General features: G+C 63.8%; 30 protein-coding genes. 17 read left to right on the top strand and 13 right to left on the bottom strand.

The features are described from left to right. The first annotated feature begins 81 nt into the window (after positions 1 to 81). Positions 82 to 1,056, top strand: a complete 975-nt coding sequence (locus I6F12_RS19660; RefSeq protein ID WP_225157057.1) for a LysR family transcriptional regulator — start codon at positions 82 to 84, stop codon at positions 1,054 to 1,056. Positions 1,057 to 1,061: 5 nt separating this feature from the next. On the opposite strand, the gene I6F12_RS19665 is transcribed toward I6F12_RS19660, so the two are convergent. After that, positions 1,062 to 1,385 (bottom strand): DUF1476 domain-containing protein, encoded by a 324-nt coding sequence (locus I6F12_RS19665; RefSeq protein WP_036027850.1) that lies wholly within the window; start codon positions 1,383 to 1,385, stop codon positions 1,062 to 1,064. A gap of 320 nt (positions 1,386 to 1,705) precedes the next feature. Here I6F12_RS19665 and purC point away from each other — a divergent pair, with 320 nt between their 5' ends. Genes purC through I6F12_RS19680 form a run of 3 tightly spaced genes read left to right on the top strand, consistent with a single transcriptional unit; the run spans position 1,706 to position 2,921 of the window. Then, positions 1,706 to 2,473 (top strand): phosphoribosylaminoimidazolesuccinocarboxamide synthase, encoded by a 768-nt coding sequence (gene purC, locus I6F12_RS19670; RefSeq protein WP_172782948.1) that lies wholly within the window; start codon positions 1,706 to 1,708, stop codon positions 2,471 to 2,473. 14 nt (positions 2,474 to 2,487) lie between these two features. Continuing rightward, positions 2,488 to 2,730, top strand: a complete 243-nt coding sequence (purS, locus tag I6F12_RS19675; RefSeq protein WP_036012950.1) for a phosphoribosylformylglycinamidine synthase subunit PurS — start codon at positions 2,488 to 2,490, stop codon at positions 2,728 to 2,730. 5 nt (positions 2,731 to 2,735) lie between these two features. Beyond that, positions 2,736 to 2,921, top strand: a complete 186-nt coding sequence (locus I6F12_RS19680) for a hypothetical protein (protein WP_225147569.1) — start codon at positions 2,736 to 2,738, stop codon at positions 2,919 to 2,921. Between the two features lie 19 nt (positions 2,922 to 2,940). Here the strand turns inward: I6F12_RS19680 and I6F12_RS19685 are convergent, their stop codons facing one another. Next, entirely contained in the window at positions 2,941 to 3,957 is a 1,017-nt protein-coding gene (locus tag I6F12_RS19685; protein WP_225157058.1) for a magnesium and cobalt transport protein CorA, read from the bottom strand. 167 nt (positions 3,958 to 4,124) lie between these two features. Here I6F12_RS19685 and purQ point away from each other — a divergent pair, with 167 nt between their 5' ends. Both purQ and I6F12_RS19695 read left to right on the top strand, forming a co-directional pair. Continuing rightward, positions 4,125 to 4,826: a phosphoribosylformylglycinamidine synthase subunit PurQ gene (gene purQ, locus I6F12_RS19690; protein WP_225147567.1), complete on the top strand. Its 702-nt coding sequence runs from the start codon at positions 4,125 to 4,127 to the stop codon at positions 4,824 to 4,826. Then, positions 4,823 to 5,812, top strand: coding sequence for a tripartite tricarboxylate transporter substrate binding protein BugD (locus I6F12_RS19695; protein WP_225142574.1), 990 nt, complete (start codon positions 4,823 to 4,825; stop codon positions 5,810 to 5,812). Before purQ ends, I6F12_RS19695 begins: the two co-directional genes overlap by 4 nt. 47 nt (positions 5,813 to 5,859) lie before the next feature. Here the strand turns inward: I6F12_RS19695 and I6F12_RS19700 are convergent, their stop codons facing one another. Next, the gene (locus I6F12_RS19700; protein WP_225157059.1) at positions 5,860 to 6,258 is read right to left on the bottom strand and encodes a RidA family protein; all 399 of its coding nucleotides are present in this window, start codon (positions 6,256 to 6,258) and stop codon (positions 5,860 to 5,862) included. Positions 6,259 to 6,388: 130 nt separating this feature from the next. Here I6F12_RS19700 and I6F12_RS19705 point away from each other — a divergent pair, with 130 nt between their 5' ends. The 3 genes from I6F12_RS19705 to I6F12_RS19715 all read left to right on the top strand — a co-directional run bounded on the left by I6F12_RS19705 (position 6,389) and on the right by I6F12_RS19715 (position 8,441). Next, a complete protein-coding gene (locus I6F12_RS19705; RefSeq protein WP_225157195.1) occupies positions 6,389 to 6,994 on the top strand; it encodes a TetR/AcrR family transcriptional regulator in 606 nt (201 codons plus the stop codon). A gap of 144 nt (positions 6,995 to 7,138) precedes the next feature. After that, positions 7,139 to 7,876, top strand: a complete 738-nt coding sequence (locus I6F12_RS19710; RefSeq protein ID WP_225157060.1) for a tetratricopeptide repeat protein — start codon at positions 7,139 to 7,141, stop codon at positions 7,874 to 7,876. 139 nt (positions 7,877 to 8,015) lie between these two features. Next, positions 8,016 to 8,441 carry a GFA family protein gene (locus tag I6F12_RS19715; RefSeq protein WP_036043496.1) on the top strand — a complete coding sequence of 142 codons (426 nt, stop codon included), beginning with the start codon at positions 8,016 to 8,018 and terminating at the stop codon, positions 8,439 to 8,441. Positions 8,442 to 8,454: 13 nt separating this feature from the next. On the opposite strand, the gene I6F12_RS19720 is transcribed toward I6F12_RS19715, so the two are convergent. Beyond that, positions 8,455 to 9,417: a DMT family transporter gene (locus I6F12_RS19720; RefSeq protein ID WP_225157061.1), complete on the bottom strand. Its 963-nt coding sequence runs from the start codon at positions 9,415 to 9,417 to the stop codon at positions 8,455 to 8,457. Between the two features lie 76 nt (positions 9,418 to 9,493). Then, on the bottom strand, positions 9,494 to 9,973 hold the full coding sequence (locus I6F12_RS19725) for a PaaI family thioesterase (RefSeq protein WP_025037294.1): 480 nt from the start codon (positions 9,971 to 9,973) through the stop codon (positions 9,494 to 9,496). Between the two features lie 186 nt (positions 9,974 to 10,159). Here I6F12_RS19725 and purL point away from each other — a divergent pair, with 186 nt between their 5' ends. Then, entirely contained in the window at positions 10,160 to 12,370 is a 2,211-nt protein-coding gene (purL, locus tag I6F12_RS19730; RefSeq protein WP_225157062.1) for a phosphoribosylformylglycinamidine synthase subunit PurL, read from the top strand. Positions 12,371 to 12,496: 126 nt separating this feature from the next. Here purL and I6F12_RS19735 read toward each other — a convergent pair whose 3' ends face one another. Further along, complete coding sequence (locus I6F12_RS19735) at positions 12,497 to 13,684, bottom strand: acyltransferase (protein ID WP_225124752.1); 1,188 nt, start codon at positions 13,682 to 13,684, stop codon at positions 12,497 to 12,499. 175 nt (positions 13,685 to 13,859) lie between these two features. On the opposite strand from I6F12_RS19735, the gene I6F12_RS19740 reads away from it, so the two are divergent. After that, positions 13,860 to 14,033, top strand: coding sequence for a DUF1328 domain-containing protein (locus I6F12_RS19740; RefSeq protein WP_036012969.1), 174 nt, complete (start codon positions 13,860 to 13,862; stop codon positions 14,031 to 14,033). Positions 14,034 to 14,189: 156 nt separating this feature from the next. On the opposite strand, the gene I6F12_RS19745 is transcribed toward I6F12_RS19740, so the two are convergent. Next, on the bottom strand, positions 14,190 to 14,549 hold the full coding sequence (locus I6F12_RS19745) for a DUF427 domain-containing protein (RefSeq protein WP_036043505.1): 360 nt from the start codon (positions 14,547 to 14,549) through the stop codon (positions 14,190 to 14,192). 196 nt (positions 14,550 to 14,745) lie between these two features. Between I6F12_RS19745 and I6F12_RS19750 the strand changes: the two genes are divergently transcribed. Both I6F12_RS19750 and I6F12_RS19755 read left to right on the top strand, forming a co-directional pair. Next, positions 14,746 to 14,982, top strand: coding sequence for a BolA family transcriptional regulator (locus I6F12_RS19750; RefSeq protein ID WP_036012929.1), 237 nt, complete (start codon positions 14,746 to 14,748; stop codon positions 14,980 to 14,982). A 42-nt stretch (positions 14,983 to 15,024) separates the two neighbouring features. Further along, complete coding sequence (locus I6F12_RS19755; RefSeq protein ID WP_036027841.1) at positions 15,025 to 16,218, top strand: low temperature requirement protein A; 1,194 nt, start codon at positions 15,025 to 15,027, stop codon at positions 16,216 to 16,218. Between the two features lie 9 nt (positions 16,219 to 16,227). Here I6F12_RS19755 and egtD read toward each other — a convergent pair whose 3' ends face one another. Together egtD and egtB are read right to left on the bottom strand one after the other, a co-directional pair. Further along, complete coding sequence (gene egtD / locus I6F12_RS19760; protein WP_036027840.1) at positions 16,228 to 17,199, bottom strand: L-histidine N(alpha)-methyltransferase; 972 nt, start codon at positions 17,197 to 17,199, stop codon at positions 16,228 to 16,230. Positions 17,200 to 17,247: 48 nt separating this feature from the next. Beyond that, a complete protein-coding gene (gene egtB / locus I6F12_RS19765; protein ID WP_225157063.1) occupies positions 17,248 to 18,543 on the bottom strand; it encodes an ergothioneine biosynthesis protein EgtB in 1,296 nt (431 codons plus the stop codon). A gap of 238 nt (positions 18,544 to 18,781) precedes the next feature. On the opposite strand from egtB, the gene grxD reads away from it, so the two are divergent. The 4 genes from grxD to I6F12_RS19785 are packed head-to-tail and all read left to right on the top strand — an operon-like array spanning position 18,782 to position 22,257. Beyond that, on the top strand, positions 18,782 to 19,108 hold the full coding sequence (grxD, locus tag I6F12_RS19770; RefSeq protein WP_018647423.1) for a Grx4 family monothiol glutaredoxin: 327 nt from the start codon (positions 18,782 to 18,784) through the stop codon (positions 19,106 to 19,108). Positions 19,109 to 19,111: 3 nt separating this feature from the next. Continuing rightward, positions 19,112 to 19,663, top strand: coding sequence for an O-acetyl-ADP-ribose deacetylase (locus I6F12_RS19775; RefSeq protein ID WP_109143232.1), 552 nt, complete (start codon positions 19,112 to 19,114; stop codon positions 19,661 to 19,663). A gap of 46 nt (positions 19,664 to 19,709) precedes the next feature. After that, positions 19,710 to 20,996 (top strand): serine hydrolase domain-containing protein, encoded by a 1,287-nt coding sequence (locus tag I6F12_RS19780; RefSeq protein ID WP_225157064.1) that lies wholly within the window; start codon positions 19,710 to 19,712, stop codon positions 20,994 to 20,996. Position 20,997: 1 nt separating this feature from the next. Next, positions 20,998 to 22,257, top strand: coding sequence for a serine hydrolase domain-containing protein (locus I6F12_RS19785; RefSeq protein ID WP_225157065.1), 1,260 nt, complete (start codon positions 20,998 to 21,000; stop codon positions 22,255 to 22,257). 112 nt (positions 22,258 to 22,369) lie between these two features. On the opposite strand, the gene I6F12_RS19790 is transcribed toward I6F12_RS19785, so the two are convergent. The 4 genes from I6F12_RS19790 to I6F12_RS19805 all read right to left on the bottom strand — a co-directional run bounded on the left by I6F12_RS19790 (position 22,370) and on the right by I6F12_RS19805 (position 25,394). Continuing rightward, complete coding sequence (locus I6F12_RS19790) at positions 22,370 to 23,437, bottom strand: threonine aldolase family protein (protein ID WP_036027826.1); 1,068 nt, start codon at positions 23,435 to 23,437, stop codon at positions 22,370 to 22,372. A 62-nt stretch (positions 23,438 to 23,499) separates the two neighbouring features. Further along, positions 23,500 to 23,715: a hypothetical protein gene (locus I6F12_RS19795; RefSeq protein WP_225132719.1), complete on the bottom strand. Its 216-nt coding sequence runs from the start codon at positions 23,713 to 23,715 to the stop codon at positions 23,500 to 23,502. 71 nt (positions 23,716 to 23,786) lie between these two features. Continuing rightward, on the bottom strand, positions 23,787 to 24,404 hold the full coding sequence (gene rpsD, locus I6F12_RS19800) for a 30S ribosomal protein S4 (RefSeq protein WP_036012915.1): 618 nt from the start codon (positions 24,402 to 24,404) through the stop codon (positions 23,787 to 23,789). 222 nt (positions 24,405 to 24,626) lie between these two features. Further along, positions 24,627 to 25,394, bottom strand: a complete 768-nt coding sequence (locus I6F12_RS19805; RefSeq protein WP_036012914.1) for an acyltransferase — start codon at positions 25,392 to 25,394, stop codon at positions 24,627 to 24,629. Positions 25,395 to 25,610 lie beyond the last annotated feature (216 nt).

Below are 25,610 nucleotides of genomic sequence, written 5' to 3' on the forward strand. Positions count from 1 at the left end.
CAACGAGCTTTAGGCGCACTTCCGTCATCCGCCAAATTTGTTATTCTGTGAGATATCATCAGCTTTTTGCATGAGGTCGCGATGGACAGTGACGCCCTCAACACCTTCCTGACGGTTCATCGCAGAGGCGGGATTTCGCATGCCGCGAAATTCCTGCACCGCTCGCAGCCGGCGATTTCGCGCCGTATCGCTCTATTGGAGCAGGAGCTCGGCGTTCCCCTGTTCGAGCGCGTGGCAGGCCGCACGCGACTCAGCGATGCCGGGCGCGTGCTGATCCCCTATGCCGAGCGCGCAGTGGCCGCGGCGCAGGATGCCGAACAGGCGATCCGCGCACTGACCAAGCAGAATGCAGGGCCGGTTTCGCTGGCCGTGACCGGGACGCTCGCTGACAGCCGCCTCTCGACCATCATGAAGCGGTTTACCAAGGAGCATCCCGCCGTCGTGCTGAGCTTGCGGACGGCGACCAGCGCGGAGGTCAGCGATCTCATCCGGCGCGGCGAGGCCACGATAGGCCTGCGCTACAACGCCGACGGCTCGGGCGATCTCGCCTGCGAGCAGATCCTGCGCGAATCGTTGCAAGTGGTCTGTGCGCCCGACCATCCTCGCGCCGGACAGCGGGTGAAACGCCTCGCCGAGCTTGGTGGCGAGCGCTGGATCGCATTCCCCGAGATTCGCGGGCGCCGCGAGATTGCCGCGGCTCACGTGTTCGCGCTGTTTCTGACGCGGGGACTTGGCGAGGTGGAATGGACGGCCGTGGACAGCCTCACTGCGCAGAAGCGGCTGGTGGAATCGGGCTTCGGTCTTGCACTGCTGGCAAAAAGCCATGTGGCGGAGGAGCTGCGTGCGGGCTCGATCGCGACGATCGCCGTGGGCGACCTTGGTGCGCACCAGGATATCATCCTCGTCACGCGTCGTGACGGGTTTTTGAGCGCTGCCGCAGAGCGCCTGCTCGAAACCATCCGCCGCAACTATGCCGGGCCGAATGTCTCGACCACGCGGGAAGGCAGAAGAAGAACGCCGGCGCGCAAGGCTATTGCGCGCCAGCGGGTCGGTTGACTCGATTATTTCCCCGCCTTCACCTCGGCGGCGGCAACTGCGAGCAACTCGCTCATCTTGGCGCGAATCGCCTGCTCGGTGACGGTGACGTTCTTGGCGGCGAAATCGGCCGTCAGCTTGCGCACGACGTCGGCATCGCCGGCCTCCTCGAAATCGGCCGCGACGACCTCCTTGGCATAGGCGATGGCGGCATCACCCGTGATGCCGAGCTTCTCGGCTGCCCACAGGCCGAGCAGCCGGTTGCGGCGGGCCTCCGCCTTGAACTTCTGCTCCTCGTCGAGGGCGTACTTCTTCTCAAAGCCTTCCTGGCGTTTGTCGAACTCGCTCATGCCTGTTCCAAATCCTCGCTGAATGGAGCGGGAGCCTTCCGTTGCGGCGACCCGGCTGCATGCCTACATAGATAGCACGAATCGGCAAAACAACGGGCCGTTAAGCCGCAGGCAAGACGGTATAAGTTGGTGCCGGACGGCCGGATCGATTGTGCTCGGACAGCCAATCGGATAGGTTGCCTAAGGCTTGGTTCCCGTTCTGTTTCCAACGGGTTATAGATGGGTTCCTGGCCGTTCACGGCAGCTCCGCTGTGGGTCGTAATCCTAGTCAACCGGAGCACACCAAATTCATGGATTTCAACAAAACACGGTACATCCCCATGAGCCGTCGGCGTCGCATTTATGAAGGCAAGGCAAAGGTTCTTTACGAAGGCCCCGAGCCCGGTACCCTGATCCAGCACTTCAAGGACGACGCCACCGCGTTCAATGCGAAAAAGCATCAGGTGATCGAGGGCAAGGGCGTCCTCAACAACCGGATCTCGGAGTACCTGTTTCAGCACCTCAACGACATCGGGGTGCCGACCCATTTCATCCGCCGCCTCAACATGCGCGAGCAGTTGATTCGCGAGGTCGAGATCGTGCCGCTGGAGGTGGTGGTGCGGAACGTCGCCGCCGGCTCGCTGTCGCAGCGCCTCGGCATCGAGGAGGGCACGCAGCTGCCCCGCTCGATTATCGAGTTCTACTACAAGAACGACCAGCTCAACGACCCCATGGTGTCGGAAGAGCACATCACCGCCTTCGGCTGGGCGACGCCGCAGGAGATCGACGACATCATGGCGCTCGCCATCCGCGTCAACGACTTCCTCACCGGCCTCTTCCTCGGCATCGGCATCCGCCTCGTCGACTTCAAGATGGAGTGCGGGCGCCTGTTCGAGAACGAGATGATGCGCATCATCGTCGCCGACGAGATCTCGCCGGACAGCTGCCGGCTGTGGGACATCAAGTCGAACGAGAAGCTCGACAAGGATCGTTTCCGCAGGGATCTCGGCGGCCTGCTCGAGGCCTACACCGAAGTTGCAAAGCGTCTCGGCATCCTCATGGAGAACGAGCGTCCCCAGGGCACCGGCCCGGTGCTGGTGAAGAGCTGAAGAGGACTTTTGACGTGAAGGCACGTGTCACCGTTACCCTGAAGACGGGCATCCTCGATCCGCAGGGCAAGGCCATCGAAGGCGCGCTGAAGTCGCTCGGCGTCGACGGCGTCGCCAGCGTCCGCCAGGGCAAGGTGTTCGACATCGAGCTCGCCGGCGCCGACAAAGCCAAGGCGGAGGCGGCGCTGAAGGAAGCCGCGGACAAGCTCTTGGCGAACACCGTGATTGAAAATTATGCGATCGAGATGAAAGCCTGAGCGGAGTGGCGGATATCGGCAAAGAGCTGATTTTCGAGCTGCTGAAGCAGATCGAGCAAACGCTCGGTGATGTCGAATACAAGATCGACGAAATCAGGTCTGAGCTGAGCGCCTGTCGAGAAGAGCAGCTTCTCATGCTGCACGACCTTCAGGTGGTGCAGAGCACGTGGTCTGGCAGACGAGGCATGTAACCAGTCTGAGCGTCTGGACTCACAGCCATCCCACCCGCCGAAAACGCCAGTACAGCCCGCCGCAGGCGGTCAGCATCACGCCGAGCAGCATGAAGTAGCCGTACTCCCATTCCAGCTCCGGCATGTGCTTGAAGTTCATGCCGTAGATGCCGGCGAGCGCGGTCGGGACCGCGATGATGGCGAGCCAGGATGCGAGCTTCTTGGATACCGCCGTCTCCTGGGCCTGGCCGACCAACAGGCTCGCCTCGAAGGCGAAGGCCAGCACCTCGCGCATGGAATCGATGCGCTCCTGGATGTTGCGGACGTGGTCGGTGACGTCGCGGAACAGCGGCTGCATGGCCTGCCGCACCATCGAGAGGTCGTCATGCTCCAGCCGGCGGCAGACCTCCACCAGCGGGCCGATCGCGGTCCTCAGCCGCAACAGGTCGCGGCGAAGCATGTAGAGCCGCTCGATCTGCGCCTTGCTGATCTGCTTGGAGAGCACGTCGTCCTCGATGCCCTCGACCTCGTCGTGGATGCTCTCCAGCACGGGCGAGTAATTGTCGACGATGAAATCAAGGATCGCATAGAGGATGTAGTCCTCGCCGCGCGCGAGCGCCCGCGGACAGCTCTCGCAGCGCTCGCGCACCGGCGTGTAGGAGGTCGAGGCGCCGTGGCGCACCGAGACCAGATAGCCTTCGCCGACGAAGATGTGGGTCTCGCCGAAGGCAATGCGCCCCTCGATCAATTGCGCGGTGCGCGCGACGATGAACAGGGCCTCGCCATATTGCTCGATCTTCGGCCGTTGATGGGCGTGGTTGGCGTCCTCGATCGCGAGGTCGTGCAGGTCGAACTGCTTCTGCACCGCGCCGAGCAGCGCCATGTCGGGCTCGTGCAGCCCGATCCACACGACATGGCCGGGCTTTGCTCGCCAGCTCGAGGCCTCGCTGATGGCGATATTGGCGACCCGGCGGCCGTCGACATAAGCGCCGGCGGCGACCACGCCCTCGGCGGATACTGCTTCGGCGAGAGATGCGGGCAGCGACGGGACGTTCATGGCTTCAATCCCGGGCAAATCGAGCGGCCAAAGGCGCGTGGCTATGGCCTGTGTACAAGGGCGCTCCGCAACGCTAGCACTGGTAAAATCTCCGTCAAATGGTTATGTCTGTTCACGAATTGGCCCGTTGGCCAGCCTCGATTCCCAGCCGCGTCGGAACCTCTGCCATGAAAGCCGCCATCCTCGTCTTTCCCGGAATCAACCGCGAGCGCGACATGGCGCGCGCGTTGAGGCTGATCTCCGGCAGCGAGCCCGCGATGGTCTGGCACGCCGAGACCTCGCTGCCTGCGGGCACCGATCTCGTCGTCGTGCCCGGCGGCTTCTCCTACGGCGATTACCTGCGCTGCGGCGCGATTGCGGCGCGTGCGCCGGTGATGGATGCGGTGCGCGACTATGCGGCCAAGGGCGGCCTCGTGCTCGGTGTCTGCAACGGTTTTCAGATCCTCTGCGAGTCCGGCCTCTTGCCGGGCGTGTTGATGCGCAATGCGCGGCTGAAATTCATCTGCCGCGACGTGCATCTGCGCGTCGAGCGCTCCGACACGCCATTCACCCGCGGCTACAATGCCGGCCAGGTGATCCGCGTGCCGGTCGCCCATGGCGAGGGCAATTACGAGGCGGACGAAGAGACCATCAAGCGGCTCGAAGGCGAGGGGCGGGTACTCTATCGCTATTGCTCCGCTGCCGGCGAAGTCGACGATTTCAACAACATCAACGGCGCCGCGCATTCGATCGCCGGCATCGTCAACGACCGGGGCAACGTGCTCGGCATGATGCCGCATCCGGAAAACCACGTCGAAGACATCATGGGCTGCACCGATGGTCGCGGCTTGTTCGCCGGTCTCGCCCAGCATCTGGAAAAAGCCGCGTGATCTCGTTCGTGGTGAAGCGTGCGCTCGCCGCGATCGCGGCGCTAGCGTTCGCGACATTTTCGATCGCCACTTGCGCATCCGCGCAGGATTATCCCAAGCGTCCCATCACCATGATCGTGCCGTTCGCGGCCGGCGGCACCTCAGACGTGATCGCGCGCGCGGTGGCCGAGCAGATGGGCATCGCGCTCGGCCAGACCATCGTGATCGAGAATGTTGCGGGGGCCGGCGGCTCGACCGCGCTGGCGCGGGCCTCGCGCGCCGAGCCGGATGGTTATACGATTGCGATCGGCAATGCCGGCACCAATGCCGCGACCTACACGATCTATCCAAAACTGCCGTTCACGCCTGATTCCTTCGTGCCGATCGCGATGGTGGCGAAGACGTTCGGCATCATCGCGCTGCGCAAGGACTTTCCGGCGAAGGACCTGAAAGAGTTCATCGCCTATGCCAAGGCCAATCCGGGCAAGATCAATCTCGGCCATGCCGGCGTCGGCTCCTCGAACTATCTGATCTGCAAAAGCTTCGTCACAGCAGCCGGGATCGACGCGACGCTGATCGGCTATCGCGGCGCCGCGCCCGCGCTGACCGACGCGGTCGGCGGCCAGATCGACGGCGTCTGCGACGCGGCCGCCTCGGTGTCGCAGTCGATCAACGACAAGCTGGTGAAGGGCCTCGTGGTCGGCTCGACCGTTCGGCTCTCAACGCTGCCGGATCTGCCGACCTCGGCGGAAGCGGGCCTGCCCGAGTTCGAGGCGCAGGGCTGGAACGGCCTGTTCGCGCCCAAGGGCACGCCGCAGGCCGTGCTCGCCAAGCTGAATGCCGCAGCGCGCACGGCCGTCGAGACCGAAGCGGTGAAGAAGCGCTTCGCCGACCTGTCGACCGTCGCGCCCGATGCCGACGAGCACGCGCCCGACGTGCTGCAAAAGCTCGTGACGCGCGACGTCGAAAAGTACCGCAAGATGCTGGCGGACGACGCCAACAAGTAGCCCGGCCAAGTTGTCTGCTGGCGGCCGGCGTATGGCCGCCCGGAAGCTTACTGGAGCACAGGAATGCGGGCGATGACCTTGATCTCGAAGTCGAAGCCGGCAAGCCAGTTCACGCCGACGGCCGTCCAGTTCGGATAGGGAGGATCGCCGATCTCCTCGGCGCGAACGGCCATCACCGTCTCGATCTGGCTCGCCGGATCGGTGTGGAACGTGGTGACATCGACGACATCGTCCAGCGTGCATCCACCAGCGGCGAGCACGTCACGCAAATTGGCGAACGCGCGCCGGACCTGGTCCTCGAATACCGGTTCGGGCGAGCCGTCCTCGCGGCTGCCGACCTGTCCCGACACGAACAGCAGGTCGCCGGAGCGGATCGCCGCGGAGTATCGATGCACTTGATAGAGCGCGTGGCGGTTGGCGGGGAAGATTGCCTCTCGCTGGGGCATGGCAGGGCCTTTCGGTTGATGGGCGTGAGCGGATCGTGGGTGTTCCATGGCTGGCGCGTCACGGCAATTTCAGATACGTTTCGTATGTGAGATATCGCTCACATACGAGGCGTATGTCAAGGGGCAGGGCATGGCAAAGGGGAAGCGCGCCGCGGCCATGGCGGAAAATCGGGCCAGCCTCATCCGCGCCGCACGCGCGGCATTTGCCACGCAGGGCTATGCAGACGCGTCGATGGACGAGCTCACTGCGGCCGTCGGTCTGACGCGGGGCGCGCTGTATCACAACTTCGAAGACAAGAAGGGGCTGCTCTGGGCCGTCGTCGAGCAGATCGACGGTGAAATGGCGGAGCGGCTCCGCATCGTTCGGGAGCAAGCGCCCAACCCGTGGCTGGGCCTGCTCGCCGAGGGAAGCGCCTATATCGAAATGGCGCTCGAACCTGAGATCCAGCGCATCATGCTCCTGGATGGACCTGCCGTGCTCGGCGATCCCTCCAAATGGCCCGGCGAGAACGCCTGTCTCGATATCACCATGCGAACGATCCGTGCGCTGATCGAGGAGGGAATCGTGAAGCCGGTCGATGTCGAAGCGGCGGGGCGGTTGCTGAACGGGGCTGCGCTCAGCGTCGCCTTGTGGGTCGCGGCAGCCGACGATCCCAAGAATGTGCTGAGCAAGGCCGTCGACGCGTTTCGAGTGCTGGCGAGTGGATTGCTACGCGAGGCGCGTGAACCTGCATAGGTTTTGCGGCGACTGACTCCTCGTCACCATTACGGCGCGCGTTCGGGTTCGCTGTTTCTTGCCGGTTGAGGCAACTCAAAGTTGTTTCATCGGTTCGATTGCGATATCAGGAGGCCGGCTGTCGTTGTGCTTTCCGGATGTCACATGCCCGTTGCTTTGGTCGTTCTGCTGCTCGATATCACGCTGATCTATCACGCCTCGCGAACCGGACGGTTGCGGCCCTGGGCCTTCATCATCCTGCTGGTGCCGATGATGGGCGCGATCGCCTATATCGCGGTCGAGCTCATTCCCGAATGGTTTTCCAGCCCCGGCGCGCGGCAGGCGCGCCAGCGTGTCGCCAATCGCCTCGATCCCGAGAAGCGCTATCGCGAGCTGTCCGACCTACTCGCCGGCACCGACACCATCGCCAACCGTGCGGCGCTGGCGGAAGAGTGCGCGAATATCGGCCGGTTCGGCGAAGCTGAAGCGCACTATGATCACATCCTGAAGCTGCCGATGGGCAACGATCCCGCCTATGTGCTGCGCAAGGCGCAGGCGCAATTTGCCGCCAGCCGCCCGGCCGAGGCGCTTGCGACGCTCGACGATCTGCAGAAGCAATGGCCCGATTTCGATTCCGCCGACGCGCATCTGCTCTATGCCCGCGCGCTCGCCGAGGTCGGACGTGTCGACGAGGTGCTGGAGGAATATCACGCGCTCGCCGGATACTTCCCCGGCGCCGAGGCGCGGGTGCGCTACGGCATGCTGCTGCAAACGGTCGGGCGCACCGCAGAGGCACGCATGGTCTTCAACGAGCTGCTGATCCAGATGCGCCGCGCGCCGAAATATCTGCGCAAGGCGCAGGCCGAGTGGCTGTCGATCGCGGAGAAGCAGTTGTCGGCGTGAGGAGTCAGGCCCGCGTGAGTTGTTCTGATGCCTTGGGCGATTCCTTTTGATTGTTCGGCCCACATTTGAGAGAACGTTCCTGCCCGTTGACGTCGCCGAGCGGCGTCGTCATTCGCAGCAACGCCAGGAAGCATGCAACATGGTGAGTGATACAAACGTCCGGGCTGGTCAGTGCCATTGTGGAGCGGTGCGTTTCGAGGCGACGCTGAGCGACGGTTTCAATTCGATCCGCCGCTGCACCTGCTCTTACTGCCGGATGCGCGGTGCGGTCGTCGTCATGGCGGAGATGGGCGGCATAAAGTTCCTGAAGGGCGAGGATGCGCTGACGAGCTACCGCTTCCATACCGGATCAGCGCAGCATTTCTTCTGTTCCCGCTGCGGAATCTACACGCATCATCAGCGTCGATCGGACCAGAATCTGTATGCTGTCAACGTGGCTTGCCTCGACGGGGTAAGTCCGTTCGATTTTCCTGAGGTGCCCGTCATGGACGGTGTCAATCACACCAACGACACAGGAAAACCGACGCGCCGTGCAGGTACCCTCCGCTTTATTTCGGCGGATTGACCATCGCCGTCGGCTACCGCCACTTCAACCGCTCCGCCGGCACCGTCATCGCCGCAACACCGGCCATCACCAGCAATAACCCCAGTGCGAGGTTCGACGGCACGCTCTCGCCGAGCAGCAGCACCGAGAGGCCGACGCCGATCGGAATGCGCAGATAGCCTTGGGCGTTGGTCGTCAGCGTGCCGAGCCGGCCGAGGCAGACGTAGAACAGCAACAGGCCCAATGCGCTGGAAACGATGCCCATGACGATGGTGGCGACGATCGCGGTCGGAGTCGGTTGCAGCGTCCAGGGCTGGTCGATGATCAGCGCGGGCGGCAGCAGCACGAGACCGCCGAACAGCAGAGAGCCGGTTGCCACCACCATCGGATCGTACTCGGAGAGACGGAGGCCGAAGATGGTCGCGCAGGCAAAGGAAATGGTGGCAAGCAGGATCGCGATCTCCGCTACGATCTCGCTGCCAAGGCCATGCAAAGCATCGAGCCCGACGATCGCGACGGTGCCGGCCAGTCCCAGGATCGCGCCCGCGAGCTTGAGCAGCGTCGCCGGCTCGTGCCGCGTGATCAGCGAGGTGATCAGGAAGGCGAAGATCGGCGTCGTCGAAGCCAGCACCACCGTGTTCGACGCCGGCACGTATTGCTGCGACCAGGTGATGACCAGAAACGGAAAGGTCGAGTTGATCAGCTGCTGGGTCGCAAACAGCTTCCACGCCTTCACGTCGGTCGGCAGCTTGACGCCGCGCATCCGCAGGATCGCGAACAGAAAGAGGAACGCGATCAGCGAGCGCGCCGAGATGAAGGTGATCGGCGGAATGGTGGGAAGCGCTAGCTTGGTCAGCGGATAGGTCGAACTCCAGCAGCAGGCGAGCGCCAGCAGCAGCGCATAATCGCGCCAGTTGCGTGCGCCGGTGGCGATGGACGGCAACGGCGTTGATGCGGCCGCCGTCGCGCGACTCGCCTCGGATGTGCTCTGCGGCACCTTGTTCTTGCTCCCCGGCGCGAAAGCGCTTGGTGGGAAGTCTGGGCGAGTGGGCGCGAAAAGGGAAGGCGTCGAGCTATGCGTTTGGCTGAGGGAGTGCCTTCCGCTTCATCCGCTTGATCGTTCCGGAAAAGGTCAGCAGCAGTCGCTCGCCGGACATCATCTTGCCGCGCAGGAAGATCAGCGAGCCGCCGGCGCGGGTGACCTCGCCGGTGCATTCGATCAGTTCGCCCTCGCGTGCCGCATCGAGGAATTCGCAGGCGAAGTTGGTCGTCACCGCCCGGCTGTCCAGGACATGGGTGGCGATCGCAAACAGGGAGTAGTCGGCAAAGGCCATGTAGCAGCCGCCATGGACGTTGCCGGAGCCATTGAGGTGCTTCTTCTCGACGCGGAAGGCGCTGCGGACGCTCCCGTCCGCTTCGATCCGGTGCCAGAAGGGGCCGACATGGGACTCAAAACTGTCGCGAATCCAGGTCCGCCAGCCCACAAATTCGCCCTCGGTGGCGACATGGAGGTCGGGGCGGCGCGGCGGGGGCGCTTTGGTCAATTCGTGCAAGGAAATAGGCCTTCAATTGCGGGTCTTTAGACCTTAAATCCGATCCGACCGCGCCGTGCAATTCCCGTTCCCGCCGGCCCTGCCGGCGCAAAACGTGGGACAGCGGGAAAATGCGCCATAAAGGGCTTTTCGAAGCCGTCCGATGTTCCTAAGAACGGCCAAACCGCCGCCGAAAGCCTCGAATCCATGAAGAACGAACCCAAGATCACCCCGGAACTGGTTGCCGCCCACGGGCTCAAGCCCGACGAGTATGAGCGCATCCTGAAGCTGATCGGGCGGGAGCCGACCTTCACCGAGCTCGGCATCTTCTCGGCGATGTGGAACGAGCATTGCTCGTACAAATCCTCGCGCATCCATCTGCGCGGCCTGCCGACCAAGGCGCCCTGGGTGATCCAGGGCCCCGGCGAGAATGCCGGCGTGATCGACATCGGCGACGGCCAGGCTGTGGTCTTCAAGATGGAGAGCCACAACCATCCGAGCTATATCGAGCCGTATCAGGGCGCGACCACCGGCGTCGGCGGCATCCTGCGCGACGTCTTCACCATGGGCGCGCGCCCGATCGCCTGCCTCAATGCGCTGAGCTTCGGCGCGCCCGAGCATCCGAAGACGCGGCATCTCGTCTCCGGCGTGGTGGCGGGCGTCGGCGGCTACGGCAATTCCTTCGGCGTGCCGACGGTGGGCGGCCAGGTGCGCTTCCACACCCGCTACGACGGCAACATCCTCGTCAACGCCATGGCGGTGGGCCTCGCCGACGCCGACAAGATCTTCTACGCGGCGGCCTCCGGCGTGAACATGCCGATCGTATATTTGGGCTCCAAGACCGGCCGCGACGGCATCCACGGCGCCTCGATGGCCTCGGCCGAGTTCGACGACAAGTCCGAGGAGAAGCGCCCGACCGTGCAGGTCGGCGATCCCTTCGCCGAGAAGCTGCTGTTAGAGGCCTGCCTCGAGATCATGGAGAAGGGCTGCGTCATCGCGATCCAGGACATGGGCGCGGCCGGGCTGACCTGCTCGGCGGTGGAGATGGGCGCCAAGGGCGACCTCGGTGTCGACCTCGACCTCGACGCGGTGCCGACCCGCGAGACCGGCATGAGCGCCTACGAGATGATGCTCTCGGAGAGCCAGGAGCGCATGCTCATGGTGCTCAAGCCCGAGAAGGAGAAGGAAGCCGAGGCGATCTTCAAGAAGTGGGGCCTCGACTTCGCCGTGGTCGGCTACACGACGCCGAGCAAGCGCTTCGTGGTCAAGCATGGCGGCGACGTCATGGCCGATTTGCCGATCAAGGAGCTTGGCGACGAGGCGCCGGTCTATGACCGCCCGCACGTCGCCTCGGCCGCGCTGCCCGTCGTGCATGCCCGCGACGTGCCGGCGCCGATGGGCCTTGGCCTTGCGCTGGAGAAGCTGATCGGCACGCCTGACATGTGCTCCAAACGCTGGGTCTGGGAACAGTACGACCACGTCATCCTCGGCAACACCATGCAGCGTCCCGGCGGCGACGCCGCCGTGGTGCGCGTGCAGGACGGGCCGAAGGGCCTCGCGCTCACCGTCGACGTCACGCCGCGCTATTGCGAGGCCGATCCCTATCAAGGCGGGATGCAGGCGGTCGCCGAAGCCTGGCGCAACATCACCGCGGTCGGCGGCAAGCCGCTCGCGATCACCGACAATCTCAACTTCGGCAATCCTGAAAGGCCCGAGATCATGGGCCAGTTCGTGGGCTGCCTGAAGGGCATCTCGGAAGCCTGCCGCACGCTCGACTTCCCGGTCGTGTCCGGCAACGTCTCGCTCTACAACGAGACCAATGGCCGCGCGATCCTGCCGACGCCCTCGATCGGCGGTGTCGGCCTGCTCGACGATTTCACCAAGTCGGCGTCGCTCGCCTTCAAGGCCGAGGGCGAGGCGATCCTTCTGATCGGCGAGACCCATGGCTGGCTCGGCCAGTCCGTCTATCTGCGCGACATCTGCGGCCGCGAGGAGGGCGCACCGCCGCCGGTCGATCTCGCCGCCGAGAAGCGCAACGGCGATTGCGTACGCGGCATGATCCATGCGGGCACCGCCACGGCCGTGCATGACCTTTCCGACGGCGGCCTCCTGATCGCGCTGGCCGAGATGGCGATGGCGGGCGGCATCGGCGCCAAGCTGCTGGCGGCGCCGACTGCGCTGGTGCCGCAGGCCTACTGGTTCGGCGAGGACCAGGCGCGCTATCTCGTCACCGTGCCGGAAACCGAAGCCGGCCGCGTGCTCGCCAAGATGCGCGGCTGCGAGGTGCCCTGCGTGCGGATCGGCACCACCGGCGGCGATGCCATCGCGATCGCCGGCGAGGCGCCGGTTACGATCGACAGCTTGCGCAAATCGTACGAGCGCTGGCTGCCGGAATATATGGGTGGGAAGGCGGCATAAGGCGCTGCCACAAATCAGATCTGTAGCCCGGATGGAGCGTAAGCGTAATCCGGGACCGCTATCACTTGTGGCGAGGTCCCGGATTGCGCTGCGCTCCATCCGGGCTACGGACCGAGAGACCGCGCCTCACAACACCTTCGACGCGCCCGGGATCTGCCGCAACGCTCGCGTCAGCGCCCAGCTCGCTGCGACAGTCAGGACGAACCCGACCGTGGCCTTGACGATCGCCGGCAGGTCATAGTCGAACAGCCAGTATTGCAGCCACAGCGCGATCGGATAGTGCACAAGGAACATGCCGAACGCGTCGCCCTGCATTGGATCGAGCAGCCTGGCTGAGCCTGATTGCTTGAATCTCTGGAAAAGGGCCAGGATCAGAAACATGATCGCCACGCTGAAGACGGTGAAGCAGATGGCATAAAGCGCTTCATACCAGTCCGGCAACGGCGACGGGTTGCCCAGTATTTCGCGCTTGATGAAGATCAGCCCCCACAACAGGCAATACGGAACGATCGCCAGGACCATCCAGTCCCAGCTGACCTTCGCCATGCGGCCGTCGACAGAGAGCAGCCCACGATCCATTTGCGCAACGCCGATGCCGGCACCGAAAAAGAAATAGGTCGCGTACAGCATCACGCGCCCGTGCTGGACCGAGAACGGCCCGAACTCGAACCAGCTGCTGTGTCCGTAGTGAACCAGCCCGGGAATGTAGAACGCGGCGGTGACCGCCAGCATGACCGCAAAGAACACGGCGGGCCGGCGGCGACCATGTAGCGAGAGGCGATTGATCGGATCGAGCAGGTTGGGTGACAGCCGGTACAAAAGGCAAGCAACCAGGTCGAAGGCGAACAAGACCCACAGGAACCAGATCGGCCCGCTCGGCCACGGGCCCTTCGTGACCATATTCCACCAGAATTCCGCAAAACCGATCTCGGGATGGTGCCGCAGGGAGATCGCGTAATAGGCGAGCGGAATGACTGTAAAGGCGCAGATCGCGAAGGGTAGGCCAAGCCGAAGCAGGCGATCTGCCAAATAGCTCCGGACTCCCTTCCGGGCGATGCCAGACCAGGCGAACAGTCCCGACAGGAAGAAGAACATCGCCATGAAGAAGCTGTCGGTGGCGAGCACGATCATGTCGAAGCCGAAGAAATAACTCGGATCGGTATGCCCGAAATAGGTATAGGGGATCACCGCGTGATGCAGCAGCACCACCAGAGTGAGGAAGGTGCGGGCGCGATCGATCGCCAGATTGCGCACCTTGCTCGTGGGCGCGGCATGCACCTCCGCGCCGATCGTCGCTGAATGTGACATCGTCATCGTGGCCGCCCCGATCCTGACCTCGGCTGGACTGTGCCGCCGGGAACTCGATTCAGCAAGGGCCGTTTGTTTCGGAGGTCGCCCCCGACTACCTCTAGGAACCAGTTCCTCGCAGCAATGTTAGCGTTCGCCGAAAACAGCGTAGGCCGTGAGACGCGGCAGTTCGGAGCTGGCGATGTCGATCCTGAAATGGGCCCTGATCTTCCTACTTGTCTCGATCGTGGCCGGCGTGCTCGGCTTCACCGGAATCTCGGCCGCCTCCGCCGATATCGCGCGCTTCCTGTTCTACGTCTTCGTGGCGATCTTCCTGGTGCTGCTGATACTGGGACTCACGATCTTCAGGACGTAGCTGATTCAGCCCTCTCCGCCGTCATGGCCAGGCTTGACCTGGCCATCCACGCCTTACCGCGTACAGAACGTGGATGCCCGGGCCTTCGCCTCGCCGGAGCGGCTTCGACCGCGCAGGCGGGACAAGCCCGGGCATGACGGTCGTGGGCTGCGGCGCTTATCCCACTTCCTCGATCTTCACCTTGTCCGGATAGAACGCGAGATGGCCTGAAATCTCCGTCATCGCGGGGAAGGGTGTCTCGTAGGTCCAGATCGCGTTGTCCAGCGTCTTGCCGTCGGCCTTGACGCTGTAATAGTTCGCGTCCCCCTTGTAGGGGCAATGGGTGACGCGGTCGGTACGCTCCAACAGGGCCATGTTGGCGTCCTCCCGCGGTACATATTGCACTGCCGGATATCTGGCCTCTTTCAAGGTCAGCGCCTTGCTGGTCTCGGCGATCACGATGTCGCCCGCCGTGACGCGGACGCGCCGGGGATTTGGGGTGATGGTGATCGGGTGGTCGGGCCCTGGAAGCTTCATGATTTCACGCCTTTTCGATCAATCTGCCGCGCGCGGCACTTTGTCGTGCCTTTGTCCTGATGGGATCAGGGATATAGTGCCGGAAAGCGTGACGTAGAAGGCCGTTCACGCTAAGTTTGACCTTGCCGGCGAGGGGACCCCCGGCAGCGATTCGATGATGAGGCTGTTTGCAGCCGAGATAAGGAGCAAGACCCGAATGCCCATGGACGCCCACGATATCGAGGCGATGATCAAGGCAGCGATCCCCGATGCCGAGGTGACCATCCGTGACCTCGCCGGCGACGGCGACCACTATGCCGCGACCGTGATCTCGGAATCCTTCCGTGGCAAATCGCGCGTCCAGCAGCACCAGATCGTCTACCAGTCCCTGCGTGGCCAGATGGGCGGCGTGCTGCACGCGCTGGCGCTGCAAACCGGCGTGCCAGGTAACTGACGAAGCTGCACCTGACCTGACCAGCGCCACGAGGGGACGATGATGGCTGCGGACAATCCGCACGGCGCGATGTTCCGCGTCATTGTGCCGAACCAGCACAGCCGCGTCACTTTCGTCGAGCTGTTCTTCGACCTTGTCTTCGTCTTCGCCGTCACGCAGATATCGCACACGCTGCTGCACCATTTCACGCCGCTCGGCGCCGTGCACGTCGCGGTGCTGTTTCTCGCGGTGTGGTGGCTGTGGGTTTTCACCGCCTGGGTTACCAACTGGCTCAATCCCGAGCTGACCCCGGTCCGGCTCCTGCTCTTTGCGATGATGTTGGGCGGCCTCGTGCTGTCGACCACGATCCCGACCGCCTTCGAGGGCCGTGGCCTGTGGTTCGCGATTGCCTATGCGGCCATGCAGGTGGGGCGTACCGCGTTCTGGCTGCTCGCAACGCCGCTGCATCGAACAGCGGTGCGGCATAACGCAATCCGCATCCTGACCTGGCTGTCGATCTCCGCGGCGTTGTGGATCGCGGGCGGCCTGGCCGAGGGCGAGAGGCGGCTATGGCTGTGGATCGCGGCGGTTACCTGGGAATACATCTCGCCGGCCGCGCGGTTCTGGGTGCCGAAGCTGGGCTTTTCTTCCGTTGAGGCCTGGGCGGTCGAAGGCGGCCATATGGCCGAGCGTTGCGGTCTATTCGTCATCATCGCGCTCGGCGAGGCCATTATCGTCAACGGCGCGACCTTCGCTGAACTGGAGTGGACCGCGAGCAACATTCTCGCCTTCGTCTCAGCGCTGGTCGGCGCCATCGCGATGTGGTGGATCTATTTCCACAAGGGCGCGGAGGCCGGCTTGGAGCGGATCTCGAAGTCAAGCGAGTCCGGCCGCCTGGCGCGGCTCGCCTACACCTATCTGCATATGCCGATCATCGCCGGCATCATCCTGACCGCGGTCTCGGACGAACTGGTGCTGAAGCATCCGTCCGGCCATTCCGACGTCCGCACGGTTCTGAGCACGATCGGCGGCCCGCTGGTGTTTCTGATCGGCACCATCCTGTTCAAGCACGCGGTCCGCGGCTTCCTCCAGCTTTCGCACGGCATCGGCATCATCCTGCTGCTGGTGCTGTGGTGGTTCGCGTCGGAACTGTCGCCGCTGTGGCTGTCAATGGCGACGAGCGCCATCTTAATCGTGGTGGCGGTGTGGGAGTCGGTGTCGCTGGGGTCGAAGGTGGAGGAGGCCGGGGAGCATTGAAGCCCGGCCTTACTCCGCGACCTCCAGCGCGTGCACCGAGAACATCTTCGCCGCATCCGTCCAGCTCTCGCGGACCCGCCAGCCCGCGCCCTGGGCCAGCGCGGCAAAACGCGCGATGCTGTATTTGTAGCTGTTCTCTGTGTGGATGCTCTCGCCCGGGCGGAACGAGAAGCTGGTGCCCAGCAGGCGCACGGTCTGGCTCTTCCTGCTGATCAGGTGCATCTCGATGCGGTGCCGCTCGCGGTTGTAGATCGCGCGATGGGTGAAGGCGGACAGGTCGAAATTGCCGCCGAGCTCGCGGTTGATGCGCACCAGCACATTGAGGTTGAAGCGCGCGGTGACGCCGGCCGCATCGTTATAGGCGTCGAAGAGGATCCGCTCGTCCTTCTCGAGATCGGCGCCGATGATCATCTGCGCGCCCTTGCCGAGGATCTTGCGCGCGCTTTTCAGGAAGGCCTGCGCTTCCTGCGGCTCGAAATTGCCGATGGTGGAGCCGGGGAAGAAGCCGACCTTCGGCATGGATGCAACCTGCTTGGGCAGCTCGAACGGCGTCGTGAAATCGGCCGCCACCGGATAGATGCCGAGCGCCGGGAAATCCCGCTTCAGGCCGCTCGCCTGTGCCTTCAGGAAGTCGCCGGAGATGTCGACGGGGACATAGGCTGCGAATTTGCAATGATCGAGCAGCAGGCGCACCTTCGTGGTCGCGCCGGCGCCGAACTCGACCAGCGCGGCGTGCTCCGGGATGATGCTTGCGATCTCGCTTCCGCGCTCCTTCAGGATCGATAGCTCGGTGCGCGTCGGATAATATTCCGGCAGCTTGGTGATCGCCTCGAACAGCTCCGATCCGGTCGCGTCGTAGAAGTATTTCGGCGACAGCTTTTTCGGCTGCTGCGAGAGGTCCTCGATGGCCTCGCGGGCAAAGGCGGTGGTCTGCTCGTCGGGAAGATGGGCCTCGGCCAAAGCGCTGGCGTGCACATTCATGATACTCTCCTGAACGCGCTGTCCGGCGCGCATCTGTCGTCGGAATACTTAGTCGTAATCGGCAAGCCGCAACCCGGTGAACTGCCAGCGGTGGTGCGGATAGAAGAAGTTGCGATAGGTGGTACGACTGTGGCCCTGCGGAGTTGCAAGCGAGGAGCCGCGCAGCACCAGCTGGTTGACCATGAACTTGCCGTTGTACTCGCCGAGCGCGCCTTCGACGGCGCGATAGCCGGGGTAGGGCGCGTAGGAGCTGCGGGTCCATTGCCAGACGAGGCCGAAGGCGTCGTTGAGCTGGCCAGCGCGGGCCGCGACCTCCCATTCCATCTCGGTCGGCAGGTGTTTTCCGGACCAGCGCGCGAACGCATCCGCTTCGTAATAGCTGATGTGGCAGACCGGCGCGTCCGGATCGACCGGCTTGAGGCCGGCCAGCGTCATCACCTGCCATGCGCCGTCGACCTCGCGCCAATAGCCGGGGGCTTGCCAGTCTTCCTTGCTGGCCGCGGCAAAGCCGTCCATCAGCCACAGGGTTGCGGTCCGGTAGCCGCCGTCCTGCATGAAGGCGAGCCACTCGGCATTGGTGACCAGATTGCGGGCGATCCTGACCGGACCGACCAGGGCGCGGTGCGCCGGCTTCTCGTTGTCGAAATGAAAGCCGTCGTCGACATGGCCGACGGTGTGGATGCCTTCGTTCAGCGTCAGCCAGTCATCGCCGCCGCGCGTTGCGGCCGGGAAGCGCCAGGCCGGGTCATACGCCGGATAGATCGGGTTCTGCGCAAAGGCATGCAGGATGTCGGTGAACATCAGCTCCTGATGCTGCTGCTCGTGATTGAGCCCGACCTCGACCAGCGGCGCGATTGCGCGGAGCTTGTCCGCGCCCGCCTCGCGGAAGAATTTGCTGACCGCCGTATCGACGTATTTGCGATAGGCGCCGACCTCGTCGGCGCTGGGGCGGGTGATGTCGCCGCGATGATTGCGAGCATGTCGCGGGCCGGCGCTGACGTAGTAGGAATTGAACAGGAACGCGAAATCGGGGTGGAAGGGCCGGTAGCCCGCAGCATGCTCGCCGAGCAGGAATTGCTCCCAGAACCAGGTCGTATGGGCCCGGTGCCATTTGGTCGGGCTGGCATCCGGCATGGACTGGATCTGCTGGTCCTCGGGCGACAGCGGTGCGGCCCGGCGTTCGGTCTCATTGCGGACAGTCGAGAACGACGCTTCCAGCCGCTGGGCGAGTTCGTCCTCGCGGGACGACGGTGACGAACGCAGGGAGGCCGTGGCTGAGGCTTGTTTCGTCACGTTTTTCTCCAGACAGGACAAGAGAACGTTGTTCGCACGACCCGGTTCCATGAACAGGGTTCGTCCTAGATAGGGGCTCCGTTACGGTATGAAAGTCCTCTGCGGCGATGATATTGATGTCATCAGCCTATGGACCCGGCTGGGGTCAATCCGGCCGCGGGGACCCGTCGCCGCCATTTTACTTTGGATGCACAACGGTTTGGGCTACATATATGGGCAGGTATCGGGTTAAATCGGCTGAGCCGGCCCGAAGCAATTGGTGAGGGCTCTGCCCCAGAAGGACACGGATATGAGCATCGCGGAATTCATCGACAATGAAGTGAAGTCGAACGACGTGGTTCTGTTCATGAAGGGGACGCCGCAATTTCCGCAGTGCGGTTTCTCCGGCCAGGTGGTCCAGATCCTCGACCATATCGGTGTCGGCTATAAGGGGCTCAACGTTCTCGAATCCGCCGAGCTGCGCAACGGCATCAAGGAATATTCGAACTGGCCGACCATCCCGCAGCTCTATGTGAAGGGCGAGTTCATCGGCGGCTGCGACATCGTCCGCGAGATGTTCCAGGCCGGCGAATTGCAGCAGCTCTTCTCCGAGAAGGGCGTCGTCGTCGCGGCCTGACACGTGACCGTGCTGACGCGCCGGATTGGCGGCGCGGAGCTCGAGGTCATCGTCGCTGATATCACCACACTCGGCGTTGACGCCATCGTCAACGCCGCGAACACGTCGCTCCTTGGCGGGGGCGGCGTGGATGGCGCGATCCATGACGCCGCTGGTCCCGAGCTTCTCGCCGAATGTCAGACGCTCGGGGGATGCCCGACCGGCGATGCCAAGATCACGAAGGGCTATCGTCTGCCCGCCCGATACGTGATCCATGCCGTCGGTCCGGTCTGGCACGGCGGCACTCGCGGCGAGGCGGCGGCACTTCGTTCCTGTTACCGCCGTGCGCTGGAGCTCTCCCAGGCCAATGGGCTGACTTCGCTGGCGTTCTCCGCGATCTCGACCGGCGTATATCGTTTTCCTGCCGACCAGGCGGCAAAGATCGCGGTCCATGCCGCCATCGAAGCCCTGCCTGCTGCGCCGCTGGTTGCGCACGTCATATTTTGTTGTTTCTCGGAGGCAAGCGCCGCCCTCCATTCGGATGTCTTGGCGCGGTACGGCAGCCCTTGTGCCTGATGACGCGGTCGGTACACTCCGAGGCGCCATGTTCCGGGGAGGGGATATGATTTCACAATTTGGACTGCGTGCGCTCGCCTGCGGCGCGTTGGTGTCGCTTGCCACGATCTCGCCGGCGCGCGCGGAGGGCACTTACGAGATTCCGGCCGGCGCACGTTTCAACCAGGAGAAGCTCGGCAGGATCACCGAGTTCTTCAAGAACGAGGTTGCGACGGGCAAGATCGCCGGTGCAAACGTGCTGATCCAGCAGCATGGCAAGCCGGTCTATCACGAAGTCTTCGGCGTTCAGGACGTGGTCAGCAAGGCTCCGATCACGGACAAGACCATCTTCCGCCTGTTCTCGATGACCAAGGCGATCACTGCGGTGGTCTCGATGCAATTGGTCGAGGAGGGCAAGATCAAGCTGGACGATCCCGTCTCGAAATACATTCCCTCCTTCGCCAATGTGAAGGTCGGTGTCGAGAAGAAGGCGGAGGACGGCACGAAATCGCTCGAGCTGGTGCCGCCGAAGCGGCCGATGACCGTGCACGATCTGATGACGCACACCTCGGGCATCACCTACGGCTTCTACGGCGACAGCCTGGTCCGCAAGGCCTATCGCGAGGCCAACATCTATGCCGGCGACTTCGATCTGGCGGAGTTCGCCGAACGCATCGCCAAGCTGCCGTTGCACAACCAGCCGGGCGCGCTCTGGCAATACGGCCACTCGACCGACGTGCTGGCGCGTGTGATGGAGGTCGCCGCCGGCAAGCCGCTGATCGACATCATGCGCGAGAAGCTGCTCGATCCTCTCGGCATGGTCGATACCGGCTTCTTGGTCACGGACCCCGCGAAGCAGAAGCTTCTGGCCCAGCCCGTGCCGAACGATGCCGATTTCCGCGTCGGCCGCATCAATGATCCGACGGTCGTCAAGAAGATCCAGTTCGCCAGCGGCGGCATGGTCACGACCATGGCGGATTACAGGCGCTTTTCGCAGATGCTGCTCAATGGCGGCAGTCTCGACGGCAAGACCATCCTCAAGCCCGAGACGTTCAAGCTGATGACCACTGATCAGGTCGGCCCCGGCTCCGGCGTCGAGCGCGACTATTTCTATTTCCCCGGCGACGGCTTTGGCTTCGGCCTTGGGCTTGCGGTCCGTACCGAGCCCGGCAATGCCAAGCCGCCGCCGCCCGGCAACCTCGGCGAACTCAAATGGGACGGCGCCTCCGGCTGCTATTTCGTGATCGACCCCAAGCAGGACATGTTCTTCGTGCTGCTGGAGCAGACCCCGAGCGAGCGCCAGCGCGTGCAGCGGACATTGAAGCAGCTGGTTTATGAAGCCATGGAGAAGTGACATGAACGGGCGCCGCGCGCTGTTCGCGGCGCTCGTTCTTTTGTTCGGCGCCGTAAGTGCGCGGGCGGGCTCGGAGGGCCGCGCGCACAGATTCACGCCCGAAGGCCTGGCAAAAGTCTCCGACTACATCAGGAATGAGATCGCGACCGGCAAATTTCCGGGAGCGATTCTGCTGCTCCAGCAACACGGCAAGCCGGTCTACTGCGAGAATTTCGGCGTCCGCGACGTCGCGACCCAACTTTCGATGAGTGCGGACACGATCTTCCGCCTCTATTCGATGACCAAGCCGATCACCTCGGTCCTGGCGATGATGCTGGTCGAGGAGGGTAAGCTTGCGATCAGCGATCCCGTCTCGAAATACATTCCGGCCTTTGCCGGCATGAAGGTCGGCGTCGAGAAGAAGGCCGAGGACGACAAGGTCTCGCTGGAGCTGGAGCCGCTCAACCGTCCGGTGACGATCGAGGATTTGATGCGGCATACCGCCGGGATTCCTTATGGCTATTATGGCGGGGACCTGGTGAACAAGCTCTACGCCGACGCCGGACTGTTCGACAGGAATTCGACCAATGCCGAATTCGTCGCGAAGATCACCGCGCTTCCGCTCGCCGAACAGCCCGGCACGATCTGGGACTACGGCCACTCCACCGACGTGCTCGGGCGCATCATCGAGGTGATCTCGGGGACATCGCTGCTCGAGTTCGCGAAGACGCGGCTGCTCGATCCACTCGGGATGAAGGACACGGCGTTCTACGTCGCCGATTCCGCCCAATGGCCGCGTATCGCCGAGCCGATGCCGCAGGATCGGGCGATCAGCCCGATCACGCAGGTTCGCGATATCAGGAAACCGCTGCGATGGGAGTCGGGCGGCGGCGGCCTCGTCGGCACGGTCGGCGATTATGCCCGCTTCTCGCAAATGCTGCTCAACGGCGGCACGCTTGAAGGTCGACGCTATTTGAAGCCGGAAACCATCGCCTTGATGGCGAGGGATCATATCGGTCCCGAAACCCGCGTCGAGCGCGACAAGCACTACTATCCGGGTGAGACCAGCGGCTACGGCCTCGGCTTCGCCGTACGTACCGCAGTGCCGCCGGGCACGAACTGGCCGCTTGGCGAATATCGCTGGGACGGCGTTGGCGGCACCTTCTTCTTCATCGATCCCGAAGACGACCTGTTCGGAATCTTCATGGTGCAGACCCCCTCGCAGCGCGGCCGGATCCAGCTCGAGCTGAAGACGCTGATCTATCAGGCCTTGGGGCGGTGAGACCTCTCCCCCTTTGCGTAGCCGGATGGAGCGAAGCGCAATCCGGGACGTCCTCACCGCGTGGATAGATCCCGGATTTCGCTGCGCTCCATCCGGGCTACGGGGCTGAGCTTTACGCCCCGCGCACGATCTCGCGCACGTACCCGATCGTCTCCTCGATCTGGCTCGCATTGACGTCCAGATGGGTGCAGGCGCGGATGCGGCCGTCCATCATCGCGAGCGTCACGCCGCGCTGACGGAGGGCCGAGACCATCTTGTCGCCGGGAATGCCGGCGCCGTCGGGCTTGAAGAACACGAGATTGGTCTCGGGCTCCTGCACCTCCATGCCCGAGATCTGCGACAGGCCGCGGGCGAGCGCGCGCGCATTGGCGTGGTCGTCGGCCAGGCGCTCGACGTGGTGGTCGAGAGCATAGATGCACGCTGCGGCGCAGATGCCGGCCTGCCGCATCGAGCCGCCGAGCCGCTGCTTCCACTGCCAGACCGCGTCGATGAAGGCGCGCGAGCCTGCGAGCACGCCGCCGATCGGTGCGCCCAGGCCCTTGGAGAAGTCGATCCAGGCCGAGTCCCAGCCCGCGGTCATGTCGCGTGGCGAGATGCCGCTCGCGACCGTGGCGTTGAGCAGGCGCGCGCCGTCCATATGGGTGACGAGGTCGTGCTGCCTGGCGATCGCGACGATCTCGTCGAGCACCGCCTTCTTCCAGATCGTGCCGCCGCCGATATTGGCGGTCTGCTCGACGCTGACGACGGTCTGCGGCGGCTGGTACCGCGTGCGCGGATGCAGCGCCTTGCGAAGAGTCTCCGGCGTGAACTGGCCATCGGGGCCCTTGAGCTGGGTGACCTGGAAGCCGCCGATTGCGGCATGCGCGCCGCCTTCGCGCGCGATGATATGCGCGGTCTCATGGGCGAGGATCTCGTCGCCGGGGCGGCAATGCACCAGCGTCGCGGTGACGTTGCACATCGTGCCCGAGGGCATGTAAACCGCAGCTTCCTTGCCGAGCAGATCGGCCACGCGCTCGCACAGCGCGTTCACGGTCGGATCGTCGCCGACCTGTTCGTCGCCGACTTCCGCCCGCGCCATCGCCTCCCGCATCCCTGCCGTCGGCTTGGTCTGCGTGTCCGAGAGCAGATTGATGCGCACCGGCGGCGCCTTGGGATCGACGGGGGGAGGGGTGTAGAGCATGGCGTGTCTCATCTCTAGTCGAACAATTGCGACGTATTGCGTGCGTGCCCCGATGACCTGTACTAGCCACGAGAACGTTGAGCGACGCGCTGTCGCGCGGCGAGGAGGATGTCGTCTGGCGTGTCTGCTGTGAAGATATTGCAATCGGGCAGAGCGAACAGCCCCTGATATCGGCAGATCTGCTCGGCGCGGGAGAGGGCCTCCCACGCGCGAAGCGCCGCTTCAGTCGGCGTTGCAGAAGGCAGAGTGTTGGCGAACTGGTCGGCCGCGCGAGACATCGATGACATGCTACCAAACAAAAAGGCCCCGGAGAACCGGAGCCTTTTGAATGTCGATCTGCCGAAACTTATCAGCGCGAATAGAATTCGACGACCAGATGCGGCTCCATCTGCACCGGGAACGGCACGTCGGAGAGGCCGGGGATGCGGGCGTACTTCGCGGTCATCTTGCCGTGGTCGACTTCGAGATAGTCGGGGACCTCGCGCTCGGGAAGCTGGCTGGCTTCGAGCACGTGGGCGAGCTGCTTGGAGGCTTCCTTGACCTCGACCACGTCGCCGACCTTGAGCTGATAGCTCGAAATGTTGACCTTGCGGCCGTTCACCTTGATGTGGCCGTGGTTGATGAACTGGCGTGCGGCGAAGATCGTGGAGACGAACTTGGCGCGGTACACGACCGCGTCGAGACGACGCTCCAGCAGGCCGATCAGGTTCTCGCCGGTGTCACCCTTGAGGCGGCTGGCCTCGACATAGATGCCGTGGAACTGACGCTCGGAGATGTTGGCGTAATAGCCCTTCAGCTTCTGCTTGGCGCGCAGCTGCACGCCGAAGTCGGAGAGCTTGCCCTTGCGGCGCTGGCCATGCTGGCCGGGGCCGTATTCGCGGCGGTTGACGGGACTCTTCGGGCGGCCCCAGATGTTCTGGCCCATACGGCGATCGATCTTGTACTTCGCCTCACTGCGCTTAGTCATCGCGTCCTCTTCAGGTCATGGTTTGAGGAAACGCGCCCTCCTGTGTGACGGGATGATCCCGGCACCGACAGGTCCGATCCCCAAAGCTTAAGGGAGAGGACCACGGGTCGCGAAACGCGTCGCGGGCCGAAATCGGCCCGCGAGCAGGCGGCTTTTAGGGGACTTTGGGGTTGGCTGTCAATTCTTTAGCCTGTCATTCCGGGACCTGCGACGACGGTATTCTTATGTCCTGACCGCCCGGACCGGCTTTGACCCCGCCGCCCGCAATTCGGCAGCAATTTCAGTGTTCAGGACCTGTTCCAGCCGGGTCAGGACCCGCGCGATCGGGGCGGCGTCGGTGACGCGGTGGTCCCAGCGGATCACGACATGGATGGTCTGATCTGGCTCGACCAGCCCATAGCTCAGGACAAAGGGGCCCGGCGTGATCGGGTGGAGCTCGCCGCCGCCGTAGGCGGCGACCGAGCTTACCGCAAAGCTGCCGAACCAGTTACCGCGCTGACGGCCGAAATTCAGACCGATGGCCAAGGACAGGCGCCGCAATGGCAAAGGCAGGCGGGTCGCCCGCATGATCTTGCGGTACATCGGAACATCCTCGATCGGGGCCGTCTTGCCGCGTCGGATTTCCGCATCGACTTCTGCCAGCGAAAGAGCCTCGGGACCCGCGATTCGCTGCAGCAGCACGCATTCCTCGCCATCCTCGACCCGCGCGATCGCGACCGTCGCCACGCTCTTTGGAAGCTCATACAGAGCCGGCCAGGGCCATTTGACGTAAAGGGTGCGCAGGATCGGCTCGTCCTTTGCAACCAGGGCGAAAGCCTTGACGAACATCGCGGCCCAGCCGGCGGGCGCGGCCGCGTCCGCGCGGGCCTCCAGCAGGGGGCGGATATTGAGCGAACGGGCCAATGAAACGAAAGGTACGCCCTTCGAGGCGTGCATGAGGTCGCAGATCACACGACGACGCAGCGAAATGGTCTTGGGCGTCCCGCGCATAGGCCTCCGGTTCCAAATCAAAAGATCAAAATATGTGCAACGAGCGGGGCCCGCCTGCTCGCTCTAGCACGAACCAACCCGCTTGGGGCCGGTCGGTTCGCCGCACCGAGCAGCGCCAAAGATGGACCCCCTTTAGACCAAAAAATCATCCATTTTCAATGATTTATATCTCGATCAGGCGCTCTTGGTCGCGTCGGTCGGTCATGCGTCGATCGG

Origin of the sequence: Bradyrhizobium sp. IC4059 (assembly GCF_020193615.1) — a bacterium.
GTDB classification, from domain to species: Bacteria; Pseudomonadota; Alphaproteobacteria; order Rhizobiales; family Xanthobacteraceae; genus Bradyrhizobium; species Bradyrhizobium yuanmingense.

Bases quoted from the DNA above. Each gene is read 5' to 3' on its own strand.
- I6F12_RS19660 (WP_225157057.1), top strand. From the start codon at position 82: ATGGACAGTGACGCCCTCAACACCTTCCTGACGGTTCATCGCAGAGGC.
- I6F12_RS19700 (WP_225157059.1), bottom strand. From the start codon at position 6,258: ATGCCCCAGCGAGAGGCAATCTTCCCCGCCAACCGCCACGCGCTCTAT.
- purC (WP_172782948.1), top strand. From the start codon at position 1,706: ATGAGCCGTCGGCGTCGCATTTATGAAGGCAAGGCAAAGGTTCTTTAC.
- egtD (WP_036027840.1), bottom strand. From the start codon at position 17,199: ATGAATGTGCACGCCAGCGCTTTGGCCGAGGCCCATCTTCCCGACGAG.
- I6F12_RS19705 (WP_225157195.1), top strand. From the start codon at position 6,389: ATGGCAAAGGGGAAGCGCGCCGCGGCCATGGCGGAAAATCGGGCCAGC.
- I6F12_RS19785 (WP_225157065.1), top strand. From the start codon at position 20,998: ATGAACGGGCGCCGCGCGCTGTTCGCGGCGCTCGTTCTTTTGTTCGGC.
- I6F12_RS19780 (WP_225157064.1), top strand. From the start codon at position 19,710: ATGATTTCACAATTTGGACTGCGTGCGCTCGCCTGCGGCGCGTTGGTG.
- I6F12_RS19745 (WP_036043505.1), bottom strand. From the start codon at position 14,549: ATGAAGCTTCCAGGGCCCGACCACCCGATCACCATCACCCCAAATCCC.
- I6F12_RS19685 (WP_225157058.1), bottom strand. From the start codon at position 3,957: ATGAACGTCCCGTCGCTGCCCGCATCTCTCGCCGAAGCAGTATCCGCC.
- purQ (WP_225147567.1), top strand. From the start codon at position 4,125: ATGAAAGCCGCCATCCTCGTCTTTCCCGGAATCAACCGCGAGCGCGAC.
- grxD (WP_018647423.1), top strand. From the start codon at position 18,782: ATGAGCATCGCGGAATTCATCGACAATGAAGTGAAGTCGAACGACGTG.
- I6F12_RS19665 (WP_036027850.1), bottom strand. From the start codon at position 1,385: ATGAGCGAGTTCGACAAACGCCAGGAAGGCTTTGAGAAGAAGTACGCC.
- I6F12_RS19715 (WP_036043496.1), top strand. From the start codon at position 8,016: ATGGTGAGTGATACAAACGTCCGGGCTGGTCAGTGCCATTGTGGAGCG.
- I6F12_RS19735 (WP_225124752.1), bottom strand. From the start codon at position 13,684: ATGACGATGTCACATTCAGCGACGATCGGCGCGGAGGTGCATGCCGCG.
- I6F12_RS19790 (WP_036027826.1), bottom strand. From the start codon at position 23,437: ATGCTCTACACCCCTCCCCCCGTCGATCCCAAGGCGCCGCCGGTGCGC.
- purL (WP_225157062.1), top strand. From the start codon at position 10,160: ATGAAGAACGAACCCAAGATCACCCCGGAACTGGTTGCCGCCCACGGG.
- I6F12_RS19740 (WP_036012969.1), top strand. From the start codon at position 13,860: ATGTCGATCCTGAAATGGGCCCTGATCTTCCTACTTGTCTCGATCGTG.
- I6F12_RS19805 (WP_036012914.1), bottom strand. From the start codon at position 25,394: ATGCGCGGGACGCCCAAGACCATTTCGCTGCGTCGTCGTGTGATCTGC.
- I6F12_RS19750 (WP_036012929.1), top strand. From the start codon at position 14,746: ATGCCCATGGACGCCCACGATATCGAGGCGATGATCAAGGCAGCGATC.
- I6F12_RS19755 (WP_036027841.1), top strand. From the start codon at position 15,025: ATGGCTGCGGACAATCCGCACGGCGCGATGTTCCGCGTCATTGTGCCG.
- egtB (WP_225157063.1), bottom strand. From the start codon at position 18,543: ATGGAACCGGGTCGTGCGAACAACGTTCTCTTGTCCTGTCTGGAGAAA.
- I6F12_RS19710 (WP_225157060.1), top strand. From the start codon at position 7,139: ATGCCCGTTGCTTTGGTCGTTCTGCTGCTCGATATCACGCTGATCTAT.
- rpsD (WP_036012915.1), bottom strand. From the start codon at position 24,404: ATGACTAAGCGCAGTGAGGCGAAGTACAAGATCGATCGCCGTATGGGC.
- I6F12_RS19795 (WP_225132719.1), bottom strand. From the start codon at position 23,715: ATGTCTCGCGCGGCCGACCAGTTCGCCAACACTCTGCCTTCTGCAACG.